Raw genomic sequence first — 16,928 nt, forward strand, 5'->3', positions numbered from 1 at the left:
CCGTTCGGTTAGGGCAGGCGGTGCATGTTGCCCCGCGCAGTGACTCCCGACCAGCTTGGCGACGAACGTTCTGAGCCACTTTCCGCCCGGAAGTGGCTCAGAACCTGACCCGACTCGACGAGCAGTCGCTACCCTCGCAGGATGCAGCAGCGCAGCGCGGAACGGGACTTCTCCGCATACAACCAGGCCCAGCGCGGTCGCCCCGTCCGGCCGGTGGCCCGCCGCGCCGTGGACATCGTCCTGGCGAGGGAGCACGCTGCACCTCCCGTCGCCGTCGAACTGGGCAGCGGCGCAGGGGTCGAGGCGCGGTTCCTGGCCGAGAGTAGTTTCCACGTGCACGCGATCGACGGCGACCCGAGTGTCGAGCAGCTGCTGGAAGCGCTCGGCGAGTCCCATGGAATCTCCCCTGTCATCGCCGACCTCGGGACCCTCGAGGCACTCCCCGCCGCGGATCTGGTCCTCTCCTGCGCGACGCTGCCCTTCGTGCGCCAGGAGGCGTTCACGCCGCTGTGGGAGACGATGCGCGAGGCGCTGCGCCCTGGCGGGGTGCTCGCCGTCGATCTGTTCGGCGAGCACGACGACTGGGCCGGGACCGAGGGCACGTACCTCGCCCGCGCCGAGGTCGACGCTCTGCTCGAAGGGCTCGAGGTGCTCGAGCTGACCGAGGAGGAGCGGGACGGCCGCTCCTTCGCCGGGCCCAAGCACTGGCACACCTTCCAGGTCATCGCCCGCCGACCGGTCTGAGGGCAGCTGCCCGTCCGCGCTTCCGGCGCTCTCGCCGTGGCCAGGAAATGCGTGATTCTGAGCCACTTCCCGCCCGGAAGTGGCTCAGAACCTGACCCGACTCGACGGAGGGCCTGAGGCAGGCAGGTGCCGGGCCGGTGTGGCAGGCAGGGGGAGGCTGGTACCAGGCAGGGTCAGGCAGGTGCCTGTACCGGTCGCGGGTCAGGTGCTCGACCGCTCAGGCGGCGGTGGCGACGCGGGAGCCGATCAGCTCCTCGGAGAGGTCCCCGGTGATCCCGGCGCGGTGGACCTGTCGGCCCCGTCCGAGCATGTACACGAGGAAGGCCAGCCAGGCCGCGGCGCCGATCGCGATCCGCAGCGCGGGCGGCAGGGAGCTCGGGGTCACGAACGCCTCGAGGAATCCGGCGACCAGCAGCACGGGCACCAGCCCGATCGCGACCGTGACCAGGGCGCGAGCCGCCTGGGACAGCGCCCACAGGCGCGGCATCGGCCCGGGACGCACCCACGCCCAGAAGGTGCGCAGCCCCGCCCCGGCACCCACCACGATCGCGGTGATCTCGAGCAGCCCGTGCGGGAGGATGAACACGAAGAAGGTGTCCAGCCCGCCGTAGGCGCCCATCACCCCGGCCGAGAGCCCGATGTTCAGCCCGTTCTGCAGCAGCATCACCACCGGCCAGAACCCGGTCACGCCGAGCACCACCGACTGCACCGCGATCCACGCGTTGTTCGTCCACACCCGCGCGGCGAAACCGGAGGCCTCGCCCTCGAAGTAGTAGCTGACGAAATCGCGCTGGGCGAGGGCGCGCTGCTGCGCCTCGGGGACCACGAGCTCGCGCGCAGTCGTATCGAGGCCGAAGTACAGCCCGGAGACGACGGAGGAGAGCAGGAAGATCCCCGCCGCGAGCGCCACCGCCCAGCGGGCCTGGAAGAGCGCCGCGGGCAGGTCCTCCCAGAAGAAGGTGCGCGCATGCTTCCACAGCGGGATCCGCGCCCCGGTGATCCGCAGCCGTGCGCGGTGCACCAGCAGCGACAGGCGCGAGATCAGCGCCGGATCGGGCACGGTCGAGCGCACGGTCGAGAGGTGGGTGGAGACCTCCTGGTAGAGCGCGAGCAGCTCGTCGATGCCGTCCGCGTCGAGGGTGCGAGCGCGCGTGAGCTCCCGGAGCCGCTCCCACTGCGGCCGGTGCACGGCGATGAAGGCGTCGGTGTCCACGCAGCAAGGGTAGGCGGTGCCCCGCCGCGACCACGGCCGACGAAAGTCGGAGGCCCTCGGATCGGAAGCCGACGCTCGATGCTGACGGCTCGGCGCGGGCCCTGCGAGGATGAGGGCATGGCAACCACGGGCACCGCTGCGGCCGTCGCCTCCTCGAGCGACCGGGACGCGCTGATCACGGGCGATGCGGTCCTGCTGGACCTGCGCACCGCCTCCTTCGCGACCCGTCTGGTCTCCGCCGTGATCGACGGGATCCTGCAGCTCGCCCTGCTGGTCGGCGGGATCGTGGCGATGGCCTGGCTCGCCGCCCGCGCCGACCTCGACGACGGCTATCTCGCCGCGGGGATCCTGCTCGCCTCGGTCGCCGCGTACGTCGGCTATCCGGTGCTGTGCGAGCTGCTGCTGCGGGGCCGCTCGGTGGGGCGCCTGGTGATGGGCACGCGCGTGGTGCGGGAGGACGGCGGCCCTGTGCACGTGCGCCAGAGCGTGCTGCGCGCCGTGATGGCGATGTTCGAGATCTGGTCGACCTCCGGCGCGGTGGCGCTGACCTGCGCGGTCATCGACCGCCGCTCGCGCCGGATCGGTGACCTGCTCGCCGGGACGATGGTGATCCAGGAGCGGATGCGCACCCTGCCGGCGCAGCGGATGGAGGTGCCGGTCTCGCTGCGCGAGTGGGCGCTCGCGGCCGACGTGGGCCGTCTGCCGCTGCCGCTCATGCAGGACATCCGCGCGTTCCTGCCGCGGGCGGGGGAGATCAACGCCGAGTCCCGTCATCAGCTCTCGCGGGACCTGCTGCATCGCACCCTGCCGCATGTCGCGCCGGCGCCGCCGCCGGGGACGCCGCCGGAGGAGTTCCTCGCCGCGGTGCTCGCCGAGCGCTCCCGACGGGACGAGATGCGGCTGCGCCGGGCGCAGGAGCGTCAGGAGGAACTCTCGGCCGAGGTGCGGGCGGTGCCCTTCTCGGTCTGAGCCCGGACCGGTCAGTCGGCCGACGGCGCCTCGTGGCGGCCGGCGATGAGCACCGGGATCCCGCCCTGGACCTCGTGGACGCGCTCGCAGTCGGTGCATTGCAGCGCCTGGTCGACATCCCGCAGCTGCCCTCCGCAGTCCGGGCAGCGCAGCACCTCACGCACCCAGCCGGGCACGTCCGCGCCGCTCGTCCCGGCCGGCAGCAGCACGGGGCCCTCCTGGGCCTGGGCCGTCGTCACGGCCGCTGGGGCAGGCTCGGGCGCGGACTCCGCCGCCGCAGCGGAGGGCGCGGCCTCGGGCGTCTCGGCTGCCTCGGCCTGCTCGGCCGTCTCCTCGCCGAGCACGAGCGCGCGGACCTGCTCACGCATGCGCTCCATCGTCGCGCTCTCCTGCGCCTCGACGTTCAGCCGCAGCAGGGACTCCGTCTGCGAGGGGCGCAGGGAGAGCCACCAGCGCTCCGCGGCGGGCAGCGAGTCCTCCCAGTGGTGCACGGACAGTCCGTCGAGCTCGTCCATCCGGGCCACCGGCAGGCTCTGCGCGTAGGCGCGCACCCGTGCGGCGGCCGCAGACGCGTCCTGGACGGCGAAGTTCAGCTCGCCGCTGCCGAAGTAGGGCGAGTGCTCGGCCACGAGCTCGGAGGCGGTGCCGGCGGTCTCCGCGAGCGCCGCGAGGACGTGCAGGGCGGCGAGCATGCCGGAGTCGGCGAAGAAGAAGTCGCGGAAGTAGTAGTGGGCGGAGTGCTCGACCCCGGCGACGGCATCCCGCTCGGCCATGATCCGCTTGATGCCGGCATGGCCCACGGGGGTCAGCAGCATCTCGCCGCCGGCCGCCTCGATCACCTCGTGCACATGCCGGGAGGCCACGGCGTTGACGGCGACGCGGGGACGCTCCTCCCCCGCAGCGCGGGCGCGGGCGATCTCGCGCGCGGCGATCAGCGCCCCGATCGCGGAGGGAGGCACGGGGGTGCCGGTCTCGTCCAGCACCACGCATCGGTCGGCGTCCCCGTCGAAGGCGAGGCCGAGGTCGGCGCCCTCGCGGCGCACGGCCTCCTGCAGGTCGCGGAGGTTCTCGGGACGCAGCGGGTCCGCCGGGTGGTGGGGGAAGGCGCCGTCGAGCCCGAAATGGAGCTCGACCAGGTCGATCTGCTCGAGCGGGCCGAGGACGGCAGGGGCGGTCAGTCCCGCCATCGCATCGGCCGCGTCGACGACGACGCGCAGGCGCCTGCCGGCGGGCAGCGGGACGAGGTCGTGCAGGGTGCGGACGTAGTCCGCGAGGGTCTCGAGCTGCTCGGCGCGCCCCTCTCCGCGGGCGGGGATCTCCCCGGCGGCGAGATACTCCTCGGCGCGGCGGCGCACGTCCTCCAGGCCCGAGTCGCGGCCGACGGGGCGGGCGCCCGGCAGGCACAGCTTCATGCCGTTGTCGCGGGCGGGGTTGTGGGAGGCGGTGACCATGAGCCCGGCGGCCCGGTGCAGGCCCGAGGCGCAGTAGAGCTGATCGGTGGAGGACAGGCCGGCGTCGGCGACGACCGCGCCGCGGCGCACCGCCCCCTCGATCACGGCGCGGGAGAGCTCGGGCGAGCTCAGTCGCATGTCGTGGGCGACGATCAGCTCGGGCGCCTCGAGCTGGTCCGCGAAGGCTGCACCGAGGGCGCGAGCGATCTCGGCGGTGAGCTGCTCGCCGGCGACGCCGCGGATGTCGTTCGCCGTGACGATCGCGGAGAGGTCCGGCCGGGGCTCAGTCATCGCTGCTCCTGACCACGTGGAGATGCCGGGCGGAGGGACTGTCCGCGGTGCGCCCTCCCGGGCGGGCGGAGGCGCCGCGCGCCCGGTCGCTGCGGCCGTCACGGGCCGACGGGCCTCCGGGGCGTCCCGCCGCGGTCGCAGCGCCCTCGGCGCCGGGGACGGGCGCGGCGGGACGGCGCACGGCATCGGCCAGGGCGACGAGGTCGTCGCTGACCTCCTCCCCGCCGGGGATGCGCAGCAGCTCCCAGCCGCGCGGCGGGGTCATGCGGGCGGCGTGCTCGCGGCAGAGGTCGTAGGCGTGGGGCTCGCTGAGGCGCGAGAGCGGGCCGAGCACGGCGGTGGAGTCCTGGTACACGAAGGTCAGGGAGCTGACCGCAGGCTCTGAGCAGGCGGTCCGGGAGCATTCACGGGCTGGCACGTCCAGCAGTGTACGCAGGTGACGAGCCTGCCCGGGGGCGGCGCGCCCGACGGCGGGCGGGCGGCGAGCAGGGTCACGGGACGGGGGACGACGCAGCCCGGGAGGCGGCGCTAGAGTGCACGTCATGGACCTCGAACCCGGCCGTCCCCCTGCCCCGCGCGGGCCGTACGGGCCCCGCCGCCGGGACCGTCGCGGCCGCGGCAGGCGCTGGGACCTGATCCCTCCGCACCTGCCCGGCCATCGCACCCGCCGCGAGCGCTTCGACGACCTCGTCGCCGACGCGGGGGGCGCGCTGACCGAGCGCTTCCCGCGCCGGCTCGCGCACCTGCAGGTGCTCGTCGAGGAGGTCCCGCCCGCGGACCCCGCCCCGTGGGAGGACGCCTCGGTGGTGCTGGGCCGGGCGCTGCCGGGCACGCGGGAGCACCCGCCGCGGGTGATCGTCTACCGCCTTCCCGTGCAGACGCGCTGCGTGGGCGGGTCCGAGCTCGAGGTGCTCGTGCGCCAGGTGCTCTCCGAGCAGATCGGCTCGCTGCTGTCGATCGCCCCGGAGGACGTGGACCCGGAGGCCTGGGACCTCTGAGCTCCCGCCGCTCGGCTCAGACCCTGATCGCTCGGCTCAGGCGCCGTCCTCGAGGGTGACGGTCACGGTCTCGCCGCCGCCCGCATCCGGCAGGACGGGCAGCGAGGTGAGCAGCACGCCGCCGTCCCCGTCGCTCTGGCGCTGCGTCCAGCTCGCGTGCACGCTGCCGGGCTGCGCGGGGACGATCGACAGCGCCGCGGCGCCCTCGTCCCCGATCTGCAGGTCCGTGTGGTCGAGGGACCGGGTGGTCCCTGCGGCGAGGTCGACCGCGATCGGCTCGCCGGCCGAGCCGTCGGCCGCGAGCGGGACGACCGTGGCGCGGGTGTCCTGGGCCGAGGTGAGGGCGAGGGTGCCGTTGGCGCCCTGGGCCGGCAGGGCCGTGACGGCGTGGGTGCCGAGGGCGGGCGCCGGGGCGACGAGGGTGAAGTCCACCGGCGCGCCGACGGTGTCGCCGGGCAGGTCCTCGCCCGTGCGGACGCTGCGGGTGACCGCGCTGAGCTCCGTCTCGGAGGTGACCTGCACCGAGTAGCTGCCGTCGGGGAGATCGTCGAGCGCGGTGGGGACCACGGCGCCGGCCGGGATCTCGAGCCCTTCGAGCGCGGCCGCGTCGACCGGCCCGTCGGGGCCGAGCACCTGGACGTCCGCGGTGGTGTCCGTGCTGGTGGGGTTCGCGAGGACGAGGGTGGGAGCGGTGCCCGCGACGTCGACGCCGGGCATCACCTGCTCGGTCGCCGCGGCGGGCAGCGGGTCGAGGATCTCGGCGCCGCCGGGGGTGAGCCCGTCCCGCTCGGTGGTCTGGACGTGCATCGCCAGCGGCGCGCCGAGCACGGCGACCTGCACGCCGACCGCGTCCTCGCCCTGTACCACGGACTCCAGCAGCACCCGCTCCTCGGCGCCGGGGGCGACGACCACCTGGCTGCGGCCCGCCATCGCGGCGGGGCCGTCGGCGGTCGAGACCTGCACCGACGCGGTCGCGGGGCGGTCGGAGGGGTTGGACAGGACGAGCACCGAGCTGTCCCCCGAGCCGGTGGAGACGCCGAGGAAGGAGGCCTCCGTGGTCGGCTCGGCGCAGCGGGTCGAGGCCAGGGAGCGGAAGTCGCCGCTGCGCGTGATGGTGGACTGGACGACGTCGGCGACGGGGCGGCCGCCCTCGGAGGTCTCGGCGGTCACCGTCGGGGCGGTCCGCACGTCCCGGAGGCTCTGCACGCTCACTCCGAGGTCCTGCGCGGCGGGGTCGCCCTCGAGCGTCTCGCCCTCGGCGTCCTCGGCGGTGATCGAGGGGGCGCGCACCGCGCCCTGATCGTCCTGCCGGGTGCTCGAGCCGCTGACGGTGCCGAAGAGCACAGAGGAGGAGGGCTCGACCGCGACCGTGCTCAGCGAGACCGCGGGGGTGGGCGGGGTGACGGACAGCTCGGCGTCGCCCCCGGCGTCGAGCGCGGCCTCGGGCAGCTGCAGCGGACCGTGGCAGGAACGGATGCTCGCCCCTGGGCTCGCGCTCGCCTCCGCGGGCGGGGCGGGGACCGGCTCGGGCGCGGTGCGGGTCGCGAGGGCGCCGCCGACCAGGAGCAGCGGCAGCAGCGAGGCCGCGGCGAGCAGCGGACGGGAACGTCGACGCCGGGACCCGGGGCCGACGGCGCCGGGTGTCGAACCTGCGGTGCCCGCGGAGCCGGGGGCGGGGTCGGGGGCCTGCTCAGCCATACATCTCCTCCGCGGTGCGGGTGCGGACGCGCCAGGGGATCGCGATCAGCGCGGTGACGCCGGTCGCGCCGTACAGCAGCAGCTGCCACAGCAGCCGGGCGGGCTGGTCGCGGTGGATCTCGAGCTCGCCCTCCGCGCCGGCGGGGACCCTGAAGCCCTGGGCCCAGCCGTCGACCTCGGTCGCGGCGAGCTCGGTCCCGTCGAGGGTCGCGCGCCACTGGCTGTCATGCCGTTCGGACAGGACGACGGTGCGCTCGGAGGGCTCCGCCTCGAGCGTGCCGTGGGCGTCGATGAGCGCGCTCTCGAGCACGACGGGGCTCTCGCCCCCGAGCACGACGGCGCGCGGCGCCGCGTCGATCACGCGCCACATGCCGCCGGTGGTGCCCTCGGTGACCTTCTCGAGCAGCGGGGAGCTGTCCAGCGTGCCCCGCAGGCCGGAGGACGACTCGCGGTCCCCCGGCACCACCACATAGGAGATCGCGGCGTCGGCGGTGCCCGGCGCGGCGGCGCCGGAGCTGCCGGAGAGCATCGCGGCGACGTCCTCGCGCAGCGCCGTCGAGGCGGGGTCGGCGTCGGCCGCGGAGCCCGCGAGCACGGCCTCGACGTCGCGGGCGCCCGACAGCGCGGAGTGCTGGAGCACGGAGTCCCCGCCGCTGACCACGAGGCGGGCGCGGACGGCGCCGTCCTCGGCCTGGTCGAGCACCAGCACGCGCTGACGGGCGTCGGAGCGGCCCTGGTCCGCGGCGGCGGCCGGGACCTCGCCGCCGGCGGTGCGCTGGACATGCAGGGCACCGGGCAGCAGCAGGATCCCGCCGGCGACGGTGACCAGGCACGCCGCCGCCGCGAGCGCCGCGGCCACGGAGGTGAGCAGGCGCCGGGCCCGGCTCTCGCTCCCCCGCCGTCTGGCGAAGGCGTCGAAGGTGGCGGCGGCGCCGAGGGCGAGGCACAGCAGCGCGGCGCTGAGCAGGGCGTGCAGCGGCGGGGTGAGCAGCTGCCCGTCCCCGACGGAGGTGGCGGTGCCCTGGGCGACCAGCACCGCGAGCGCGGCGGCGGCCGCGCCGAGCAGGCCGAGCCGGCCCACGCGGCCCGCCGCGCCCGCCAGCAGCGGGGCGAGGAGCGCGCCGGCCAGCACGGGCGCGACCGGCAGCAGCACGAGCAGCTGCGCGAAGGCGGGGTCGACCCAGCCCGGCAGCGCCGCGGCGACGTCCGGTCCGACCGGCCACAGCCCGAGCAGCTCGAGGGCACCGGGCGTCCCCGGCGAGGCGGGGGTGCCGGCGACGGCGAGCAGCATGCGGGGATGGCCGAGATAGGTCGGCAGGAAGGGGGCGTGGAGGGCGAGGGAGGGCACCAGCACCCACAGCAGGCGGCGACGCCTGCCCGGCACGACGAGGGCGATCAGGCCGAGCACGAGCGAGGCGAGCAGGACGAGCACCGGCTGCACGGCCCCGATCAGGAGCAGCAGCAGGCCGCCCGCGGCCGCAGCGGGGACGCTGGCCTGGGAGACCTTGTGGGGCAGGCCGATCGCCCGGCCGACGGCGAGAGCCAGCAGCGGCAGCAGCACGTGCACGACCAGCAGCGGCCAGGCGCCGGTCGCGAGCGCGGACAGCAGCGAGGGAGCCAGCGCCCACACGCAGGTCAGCACGAGGCGGGCGCCCACGGCGCGGGTGATCGCCCCGGAGGCCCACCAGGCGGTGATCGCCGCGGCCGGCACGGCCAGCAGCACGATCGCCTCGACCAGCTGCGAGCCGCCGACGGGCAGATGGCCGAGCAGCCGCACCAGCGCGTCGCCCGGGCCGCGCTCCCCGAGCCCGCCGGGGATCCAGCTGGACCAGGCGGCGGCCCAGCGGTCGGCGGCGCTGCCGGGGACGGGGCGCAGCCCCGGTCCGGTGAGCTCGCCGCGGCCCAGCAGGCCCCGCAGGGTGACCAGGCTCAGCACGGCCGCGCCGAGCACCACCACCGCGGTCCACACGATGTGGCGCCCGTAGTCGGCGTCGTCCAGGCCGTGCCGGGTCCCGGCGATGCCCCAGGTGGTGCGGCGGATGCGGCGGCGTCGGTCGTCGTCGGCGAAGAGGCGGGTGCCGACGTCGTCGAACCACCGGCGCAGGCTCGCGCCGCGGGGGAGGTAGAGCGGGGCGAGGCGGCGGCGGGGGACGCGGGCGCGGCGCCGGTCGCGCGCACCGCGGGCCAGGACGCCGCGCAGGCGGGGCAGGGCGGCGAGCACGGCCCGCAGCTCCATCATCGCCGTGCGCGGCTGGGAGGCGATCAGGGCCGCGGCCATCCGCACGAGAGTCTCCAGCGGCAGCAGCACGAGGCTGATCAGGGCGTGCAGGAGGGAGCGGTGCTTGAGCACCGTGAGGAGCCGGCCGGTGCGCTGCTCGCGCAGGCGCTCGAGGCGCGGCCGCGTGGGGTGGGGATGGAGGACGCGGGCCGCGGACTGCACGGCGACCCGCTCCCCCGAGCGCCACACGCGGTGGCACAGGTCGATCTCGGCCCACGGGGCGGTCAGATCGGGGTCCAGGCCCCCGAGCTCGCGCAGCGTCTGCTCGCGGATCAGCATGCCGGGCAGCGGGACGGCGAGCACGTCCTGGCGCCAGTCCGCCTGGCCCTGGTCGATCTCCCCCGGGTCCACGCCGGTGATGATGCGGCCGCCGTGGGTGAGGGACAGGCCAACGTCCACGAGCGCGTCGCCGGACTCGGCGGTCAGGGGGAGGTCGGGGTCCGGGGCGACGTGGCGGACGCGCTTCGCACCGACGGCCGCCGTGCTCGGGGACTGCTCCACGCTCGCCAGCTCGCGCTCGAGGGTGTCGAGGGCGGGGATCTCGGGGTCCTCGAGGAACCACAGCCAGCTCTCGCCCTCGGCGCCCTCGGCGAGACCGGCGCGGCGACCGCTGGGGTAGCTCTCCGCGCGCAGCCGCTCGGGAACGCGGGCGAGGTCGGCGGCGCGCTGGCTGCGTCGGCGCTCGACGGCTCCGGCGTCGACCGTGCGGGCGCGTCGGCCGCCGCGCCGGGAGCCGTCCTCGCGGGGTCGCCCAGGCTCCGCCGCGCCGACGGGGGCCTCGGTGCGCTCGTGCTGCGCGAGGAGCTGGTGGAGGACCTCCTGCACGGCGCCGGCGCGCGAGATGCCGGCGGGGACGTCGAGGAGACGGTCGACCTCGCCCACGGAGTGCAGGACCGCGAGGGCGTCGTGGACCTCGGGATCGGCGTCGGAGGGGAGGACCGCGATCACGCGGTCGGGTCGACGGGTCTGCGTCGACAGTGCTGTCAGGAGCGCAGCACGGGTGGCCGCGGTCGTCGCCCCGCTCAGCAGGACGACCGCGGTGACATGGCGCTCGTTCACCGGGTCAGGATGTCAGACCACCCGGCGCTTGAGCTTGCGACGCTCGCGCTCGGAGAGACCGCCCCAGATGCCGAACCGCTCGTCGTTCTCGAGGGCGTACTCGAGGCACTCGGCGCGCACCTCGCAGGAGACGCACACCTTCTTCGCCTCACGGGTGGAGCCGCCCTTCTCGGGGAAGAACGCCTCCGGGTCGGTCTGCGCGCACAGGGCGCGCTCCTGCCAGCTCAGCTCTGCGTCGTCGGAGTCCTGCCCGGCGAGGTCGAGCAGGGACAGCTCTGCACGTGCGTCGTCGTCGACACGATCCTCGTCCATGGCCACCACTCCTTCCACTGCTGTGTTGACCTGTTGCGACCAGCGAAGGCCTCTTGCGGCCCCTAAAGTACACCGGTGTAGTTATGGTGCGTCAAGCGGCGTCGGCGCGTCGCCTTGCACATCACGGCGCGACGACCCGGCATGTCGCGCCCCGTCCCGGCTCCCCGACCGCCGCCGGAGCCCCTCCCCCGGAGGTCCCGTGCCCGCCATCCCGCCCCCGTCCGACGCACCCGCCCCCGACGGGCCGCGCCGCTCCCCCGCACCTCCACCCGCACCCTCGCCCTCACCCTCACCCTCACCCGTGACCGTGCTCCCGCTGACCGGCCTCGGCGAGGTGCGCGAGGGCGCGGATCTCGCCGAGCTCCTGGCCGGCGCCCTCGGCCCGCTCGCCCCGCGCGAGGGGGACGTGCTGTGCGTCTCGACGAAGATCGTCTCCAAGGCGCTCGGGCTGCGCGTCGCGCCCGAGGAGCGGGCTGCGGCGATCGCGCGGGCGACCGTGCGCACCGTCGCCCGTCGCCTGCACACCCGCGTGGTGACCTCGGTGGTGCAGATCGCCTCCGGTCCGGTGATGGCGGCCGCCGGGGTGGACTCCTCGAACGCGCCCGACGGCCCGCTGCTGCTTCCCGAGGATCCCGACGCCTGCGCGCGCGAGCTGCGCGAGGGTCTCGTGCGCCGCCTGGGCGTCGAGCTCGGCGTGGTGCTGACCGACACCTCCTCGCGGATCTGGCGCGTGGGCGTCTCCGACATCGCCCTCGGCGCGGCCGGGGTGGCCGCGCTCGAGGACCTGCGCGGCGGGTTCGACGCCGACGGGCGGGCGCTGACCGTCACCGTCCGGAACCTCGCCGACGAGCTCGCCGCCGCCGCGGACCTCGTCAAGGGCAAGGCCGGCGGGATCCCGGCGGCGCTGGTGCGCGGCGTGCCCGGGGCGTGCGCAGGCGACGTCCCGGCCAGGGAGCTGTCCCGCACGGGCGCCGACGACTGGTTCCGTCGGCCGAGCCTGGAATCGGTGTGGGTCGCCCTCGGCCTCGCCCCCGCGCAGGAGCCGATCGCCCGGATGTCCCCCGAGCCCGCCCCGGAGCGGATCGCGCGGGCGCTCGAGGTCGCCGCGCTCCCCCGCCCCGGGCGCGGCCCGTACCGGGCGAGCGCCGCCGAGGTGACCCGCCCCTCGGGCGGGAGGCATATCGTGGTGGAGTGCGCGGACGGCTCCGCCGCCTCCCTCGCCGACGCGGCGGTGCTCGCCGAACGGATCCGCACCGCGCTCGGCGCCGAGTCGCTCGGCGAGGCGCTGCCGGAGATCCCCGTGCTGATCTGCCCCGACCCCGAGGAGGCACCCCGGTGACCACCGCTGCGACGTCCCCGACCGCTGTGCTGCTGGAGCCGCTCGAGGCGCTCGGCCCCCTGCCCGCGCTCGCCTGGCACGGCGAGGCCGCCCGCATCGAGCTGTCCGGCCATGTGCTCGCCAACTGGGTGATCAAGGCGATCGGGCATCTGCACGACGAGGTCGCCCTCGAGCAGGGCGACGTGGTCGTCCTGGACCTCCCGCCGCACTGGAAGCGGCTCGTGCTCGCCCTCGCCGTCTGGTCCCTCGACGGCGAGGTCGTCACCCTGCCCAGGCGCCACGCCGGCGGCGGCCAGGACGCGGCGGAGGAGTCGGTCGAGCCCGCCGAGTCCGTCCCCGAGGGCGTCGAGGATCCCCGCGCGGTGATCACCGACCGGCCCGGCTCTGCCCTCGCCGACTCGGCCGACGAGGTGCTCGCCGTGCAGGCCCTCTCGCTCGCGCCCCGCTTCGACGGGGAGCTGCCGCCGCTGGTGCGGGACTGGGTCGTGGAGGTGCGAGGCAGCTCCGACCGCCTCTCCGTGCCGCTTCCCGCCTGGGGCGGTCCGGCGCCGGCGGCGAGCTCGGAGAGCGCCCCGCGCCTGCTGGTCGAGGACGACGGGCTCGACGTCGTCCCGCGGCTGCTCGGCGCCTGGGGCGCCGGCGGCGGCATCGTCGGACCCGCCTCGGCGGTGACGGATCACCGGGCCGCCGAGGAGGGCGTCACCGCCCACGCCTGAGCCCGGCGCGTCCGCTCCGGGCGGGTCAGCTCGCGCGGAGGGCGGCGACGGCCTCGGCGGGGTCGCCGTCGAAGACGGTGCGGCCCTTGCGCAGCACGACGATGCGGGTGCAGAGCCGCTCGAGCATCTCCAGCTCGTGGGAGACCACGATCATGGTGCGGCCGGCGGCCTGCAGCTCGCGGATCCGCTCGAGGCACTTCTTCTGGAAGGGCTCGTCGCCCACGGAGAGGATCTCGTCGACCAGGAAGATGTCGGGGTCGGTGTGCACCGCGACGGAGAAGGCCAGCCGCAGGAACATGCCCGAGCTGTAGTACTTCACCTCCGTGTCGATGAACTCCTCGATCTCGCTGAAGGCGACGATGTCGTCGAAGCGCTCCTCGAGCTGGGCCCGGGACATGCCGAGGATCGCGCCGTTGAGGAACACGTTCTCCCGGCCCGAGAGGTCGGGGTGGAATCCGGCGCCCACCTCGATCAGGCCGGCGACGCGACCGCGCAGCATCACCCGGCCGGAATCCGGGAAGAGCACCCCGGAGACGGTCTTGAGCAGAGTCGACTTTCCCGAGCCGTTGAAGCCGATGAGCCCGACGGTCTCGCCGGCGCGGACGGTGAGGTCGACGTCGTCCAGCGCCATGAAGGTGTCGGCGAGCTTCTTGCGCTTCAGGGCGGAGAACACCAGCTCCTTCAGGGAGCGGTCGTGCCGCAGGGAGAAGCGCTTGGAGACGTGCTCGATGCGCACCATCTCCCGGTCGGTGGGGACCGCGGCGGACTGGGGGACGTCCTCGATCTTCGGGGTCATCGCGGGCCTCCTCTCACAGTTCCTGGGCGAAGCGCCGCTTGGAGCGCTCGAAGACCACGGTGCCCCAGCGCGAACACCGCGACGGCGATGAGCATCCCGGCCCACCACAGGCCGAAGGGCTCCCCGGGCTGGGCGAGGGTCTCGCTGCCCGGCACGCCCGAGGCGATCTCGTCCACGACGGGCGAGGAGTAGCGCCAGAAGGCGACGTGGAACAGCTCCACCACGATCGTCAGCGGGTTGAGCTGGTACAGCCACCACCAGATCGTGCCGTCGATCGACCGCTGCACCATGTCGATCCGGTACAGCACCGGGGACAGCCAGGTCGCGACCATGACGATGAGGTCCACGAAGTTCTCCACGTCGCGGAAGGCGGCGTTCAGCGCAGCGGTGAGCATGCCCAGCCCCATGGTGAACACCAGCAGGATGACCATCCCGAGCACGAAGGCGACAGCCGCCGTCGGCGAGGGCAGCCAGCCGTTCAGGAGCGCGCCCACCACGAGCACCAGCAGCTGCGGCAGGAAGTGGACGAGGGCGACCAGCATGCTCGCCCAGGGGAACAGCTGACTGGGCATGTAGATCTTCGACACGAGCGCGGAGTTGCCGGTGATCGACCGGGTCGCGTTGCCGAAGACCTCTCCGAAGAGGTTCACCACGACGATGCCGCTGAAGAGGTACACCGCATAGGCCGGGGTGCCCTTGTTCAGCTCGAGGAACACGCCCATGGCGAGGTAGAACACGAGGAACTGCACGGCGGGCTTGACGTAGCTCCACACCATGCCGAGCACGCTGCCGCGGTAGCGGACCCGCAGCTCCTTGCGCACCAGCAGGTTCAGCAGGAACCGCTCCAGGAACGGATTCAGCCAGCCCGCGTCCTGTCCCGGGGCGCGCCAGCCCTCCGCCTGCTCGGCGGCGGTCGGGACCCTGCGCATCCTGCGATCGGCCGTCGCCGTCACGCGGAGGCGCTCTCGGACGGCGCGTCGGAGGGCCGCGCGGACCCTTCGGCTCCGTCCCGGTCGTCGATCCCGGGACGGACCGGCGCCGGATTGGCCGCGAACGTCGCTTCCCAGGCCGGGAAGGAGGTGATCTCGCCGGCCGCGGCGCGGTACTGGTCCCGGAGTCGGTTCCAGTGGCGGTAGAGGTCCAGGTGGGTGCGGGCGGAGCGGGCGAGCATCGCGCGCACCTGCTCGGGCCGGCGCTGGTACCAGGCCACCTTGGTGCCCTCGGCGTTGGAGACCACGGCGCTGTCGTAGTGGCTGAGCGTCCACCACTTCGCGTCCTGGTGGGCGACGAGCGCCTGCGGGTGCCGGCGCGCCTTCTCCGTCGGCTCCACGAGGAGCTGGCGGCCCATGGCCTTGAGGGTCCACAACGGCAGCAGCGCACGGCGGGGCGCGGAGAAGGGGCGGCCCTTGTGCGGCGGTTTCGCCACCTGCACGTCGGGGAACGAGGCCGCGTCCGGGCGGGTGACGGAGTCGTCGTGCTCCTGCGCCATCCGGCGCAGCTCGGGCAGCTTGGTGCCGATCTCGCGGTGGAGCACGTCCGGGCCGCGCAGCACGTCCGACTGGGCGTACAGGCGCGCCGCCTGGGTGTAGTACTGCATCGAGAGCAGGTGCTTGACGTCGATGCCCTGGGACTCGCCGAGCACCCGACCGCCGCGCTCGTAGCCCGAGTGCAGCAGCGCGGTGATGATGCGGTTGCGCTCGTGGAAGTAGATCTGCCAGTCCAGGGCGTCGTTCTTGTCGGTCCAGGTGATGTGCCAGACCGCCGCGCCGGGCAGGGAGACGGTGGGATAGCCGGCCTTCTTCGCGCGCAGCCCGTACTCGGCGTCGTCCCACTTGATGAACACCGGCAGGCTGAGCCCGATCTCGCGCACGGTCTCGGTGGGGATCAGGCAGGTCCACCAGCCGTTGTAGTCCACGTCCGCGCGGCGGTGCAGCCACGGGGTCGAGCGCAGCGGCGCGGCGGCGAAGTCGTGCCCGAGGGTGCTCTCGGGGATCGTCACCCGCGGCTGGATCGCCCACGGGTCCACGCTCTCGCCGAAGGCGTGCAGGACGGAGCGGTTGTTGAGGTCGAACATGTGCGCGCCGACCAGCATCGGCGTGCGCGTGTAGTCCGCGAAGGCGAGCATGCGCAGCAGCGACTCGGGCTCGATGTCGAGGTCGTCGTCGCTGTTGATCACGTAGGTGGAGGAGCCGTTGGTGGAGGCCTCGTACATCCCGCGGGAGAAGCCGCCGGAGCCGCCGATGTTCCCCTGCTCGATGATCCGCAGCTGATCGCCCATCGCGTCCTGCAGCTCGGCGATCTCGGCGTGGTCGCGGAGCCGGTCGGATCCCTGGTCCACCACGTACATGACGTCGAGCTTGTCCCGCAGATCGGAGTCCTTGCTGATCAGCGAGATGTTGTCGATGCAGTAGGAGACCTTGTCCATCGTCGTCATGGCGATGGAGAAGGTGCCCTCGGTGCGCGCGGCGGAGGCGTCGGCCGTCCACTGGGCACCGAGGACGGTCAGCGGGGCCTCGCCGGTGATGACGTCGAACCAGTACCAGCCGCCGTCGCCGAAGGCCGTCAGCGGCAGGTCGAAGCGGGAGACGCCCTCCCTGGTGACAGTGACCATGTCGTGGCGCTGGATCGCGCCGCGGGCGTTGGAGCGGTAGACGATGATCTGGCCGGCGCCTCGGGTGGTGACCGACAGGGTCACCTCGCGCACCGGGGTCCAGCGCCGCCAGTAGCTCGCCGGGAAGGCGTTGAAGTAGGTGCCGAAGGAGCGCAGGGACTGCTCGGGCACGTACAGCCCGAAGCGGGCGCTGAGCTCGTCGATCCGCGGCTGGCCCGCGGGCGGCGCCGGGGTCGTGCCCGCGCCGGCGGCGGTCTCGTGCGACTCCTCCGGGGCGCTGCCCAGCCCGAAGGCCGCCGTGTGCGCACCGGAGCGGGCCGCGTGGGCCTCCAGGTACAGGGGGATCACGTCAGGGGTGGGCGAGAGCGGCATGATCAGCCGCTGCAGGACTCTGTGCGGCGCCTCGTCCACGGCGTCGCGGATCGCGCTGGGGGTGGTGCTCACGTCGGGGGA

13 protein-coding genes and 1 pseudogene are annotated in these 16,928 nt (G+C 74.5%); 5 read left to right on the forward strand and 9 right to left on the reverse strand.

Features of this window, described 5'->3' with window-relative positions; genetic code table 11:
• Positions 1-141 precede the first annotated feature (141 nt).
• The gene (locus D1648_RS11720) at positions 142-744 is read left to right on the forward strand and encodes a trans-aconitate 2-methyltransferase (protein ID WP_122942046.1); all 603 of its coding nucleotides are present in this window, start codon (positions 142-144) and stop codon (positions 742-744) included.
• Between the two features lie 217 nt (positions 745-961).
• Here D1648_RS11720 and D1648_RS11725 read toward each other — a convergent pair whose 3' ends face one another.
• Positions 962-1,957, reverse strand: coding sequence for a stage II sporulation protein M (locus tag D1648_RS11725; protein WP_122942048.1), 996 nt, complete (start codon positions 1,955-1,957; stop codon positions 962-964).
• Between the two features lie 117 nt (positions 1,958-2,074).
• Here D1648_RS11725 and D1648_RS11730 point away from each other — a divergent pair, with 117 nt between their 5' ends.
• Positions 2,075-2,926 carry an RDD family protein gene (locus tag D1648_RS11730; protein WP_122942050.1) on the forward strand — a complete coding sequence of 284 codons (852 nt, stop codon included), beginning with the start codon at positions 2,075-2,077 and terminating at the stop codon, positions 2,924-2,926.
• Positions 2,927-2,937: 11 nt separating this feature from the next.
• Here the strand turns inward: D1648_RS11730 and D1648_RS11735 are convergent, their stop codons facing one another.
• Positions 2,938-4,668, reverse strand: coding sequence for a phosphomannomutase/phosphoglucomutase (locus D1648_RS11735; RefSeq protein WP_122942052.1), 1,731 nt, complete (start codon positions 4,666-4,668; stop codon positions 2,938-2,940).
• Positions 4,661-5,086, reverse strand: a complete 426-nt coding sequence (locus D1648_RS11740) for a DUF3499 domain-containing protein (protein WP_241155473.1) — start codon at positions 5,084-5,086, stop codon at positions 4,661-4,663. The genes D1648_RS11735 and D1648_RS11740 overlap by 8 nt, the downstream gene beginning before the upstream one ends.
• 124 nt (positions 5,087-5,210) lie before the next feature.
• On the opposite strand from D1648_RS11740, the gene D1648_RS11745 reads away from it, so the two are divergent.
• A complete protein-coding gene (locus D1648_RS11745) occupies positions 5,211-5,666 on the forward strand; it encodes a metallopeptidase family protein (protein ID WP_122942055.1) in 456 nt (151 codons plus the stop codon).
• Between the two features lie 36 nt (positions 5,667-5,702).
• On the opposite strand, the gene D1648_RS11750 is transcribed toward D1648_RS11745, so the two are convergent.
• From D1648_RS11750 to D1648_RS11760, 3 genes are read right to left on the reverse strand one after another with little or no spacing between them, the layout of a single operon-like run.
• Positions 5,703-7,364: a DUF5719 family protein gene (locus D1648_RS11750; RefSeq protein WP_122942057.1), complete on the reverse strand. Its 1,662-nt coding sequence runs from the start codon at positions 7,362-7,364 to the stop codon at positions 5,703-5,705.
• Positions 7,357-10,701, reverse strand: coding sequence for a hypothetical protein (locus D1648_RS11755; RefSeq protein ID WP_122942059.1), 3,345 nt, complete (start codon positions 10,699-10,701; stop codon positions 7,357-7,359). The genes D1648_RS11750 and D1648_RS11755 overlap by 8 nt, the downstream gene beginning before the upstream one ends.
• A gap of 12 nt (positions 10,702-10,713) precedes the next feature.
• Positions 10,714-11,013: a WhiB family transcriptional regulator gene (locus tag D1648_RS11760; RefSeq protein ID WP_122942061.1), complete on the reverse strand. Its 300-nt coding sequence runs from the start codon at positions 11,011-11,013 to the stop codon at positions 10,714-10,716.
• 301 nt (positions 11,014-11,314) lie between these two features.
• Between D1648_RS11760 and cofE the strand changes: the two genes are divergently transcribed.
• Both cofE and D1648_RS11770 read left to right on the forward strand, forming a co-directional pair.
• Positions 11,315-12,352, forward strand: a complete 1,038-nt coding sequence (gene cofE / locus D1648_RS11765) for a coenzyme F420-0:L-glutamate ligase (protein ID WP_241155474.1) — start codon at positions 11,315-11,317, stop codon at positions 12,350-12,352.
• The gene (locus D1648_RS11770; protein WP_122942064.1) at positions 12,349-13,068 is read left to right on the forward strand and encodes a TIGR03089 family protein; all 720 of its coding nucleotides are present in this window, start codon (positions 12,349-12,351) and stop codon (positions 13,066-13,068) included. The genes cofE and D1648_RS11770 overlap by 4 nt, the downstream gene beginning before the upstream one ends.
• Before the next feature lie 25 nt (positions 13,069-13,093).
• Here the strand turns inward: D1648_RS11770 and D1648_RS11775 are convergent, their stop codons facing one another.
• The 3 genes and pseudogenes from D1648_RS11775 to D1648_RS11785 form a co-directional block, all read right to left on the reverse strand.
• A complete protein-coding gene (locus tag D1648_RS11775) occupies positions 13,094-13,864 on the reverse strand; it encodes an ABC transporter ATP-binding protein (protein WP_122942066.1) in 771 nt (256 codons plus the stop codon).
• Between the two features lie 13 nt (positions 13,865-13,877).
• A pseudogene (locus D1648_RS11780) lies at positions 13,878-14,793 on the reverse strand (ABC transporter permease).
• Positions 14,794-14,813: 20 nt separating this feature from the next.
• Positions 14,814-16,919 (reverse strand): glycosyltransferase, encoded by a 2,106-nt coding sequence (locus D1648_RS11785; RefSeq protein WP_370239792.1) that lies wholly within the window; start codon positions 16,917-16,919, stop codon positions 14,814-14,816.
• Positions 16,920-16,928: the final 9 nt, after the last annotated feature.

This window comes from Brachybacterium sp. EE-P12 (assembly GCF_003711805.1).
Taxonomy (GTDB): Bacteria; Actinomycetota; Actinomycetes; order Actinomycetales; family Dermabacteraceae; genus Brachybacterium.

What these genes read in the sequence shown, in the direction of transcription:
- D1648_RS11720 (WP_122942046.1), top strand. Translation starts at nt 142, where the DNA reads ATGCAGCAGCGCAGCGCGGAACGGGACTTCTCCGCATACAACCAGGCC.
- D1648_RS11730 (WP_122942050.1), top strand. Translation starts at nt 2,075, where the DNA reads ATGGCAACCACGGGCACCGCTGCGGCCGTCGCCTCCTCGAGCGACCGG.
- D1648_RS11735 (WP_122942052.1), bottom strand. Translation starts at nt 4,668, where the DNA reads ATGACTGAGCCCCGGCCGGACCTCTCCGCGATCGTCACGGCGAACGAC.
- D1648_RS11745 (WP_122942055.1), top strand. Translation starts at nt 5,211, where the DNA reads ATGGACCTCGAACCCGGCCGTCCCCCTGCCCCGCGCGGGCCGTACGGG.
- D1648_RS11750 (WP_122942057.1), bottom strand. Translation starts at nt 7,364, where the DNA reads ATGGCTGAGCAGGCCCCCGACCCCGCCCCCGGCTCCGCGGGCACCGCA.
- D1648_RS11760 (WP_122942061.1), bottom strand. Translation starts at nt 11,013, where the DNA reads ATGGACGAGGATCGTGTCGACGACGACGCACGTGCAGAGCTGTCCCTG.
- D1648_RS11775 (WP_122942066.1), bottom strand. Translation starts at nt 13,864, where the DNA reads ATGACCCCGAAGATCGAGGACGTCCCCCAGTCCGCCGCGGTCCCCACC.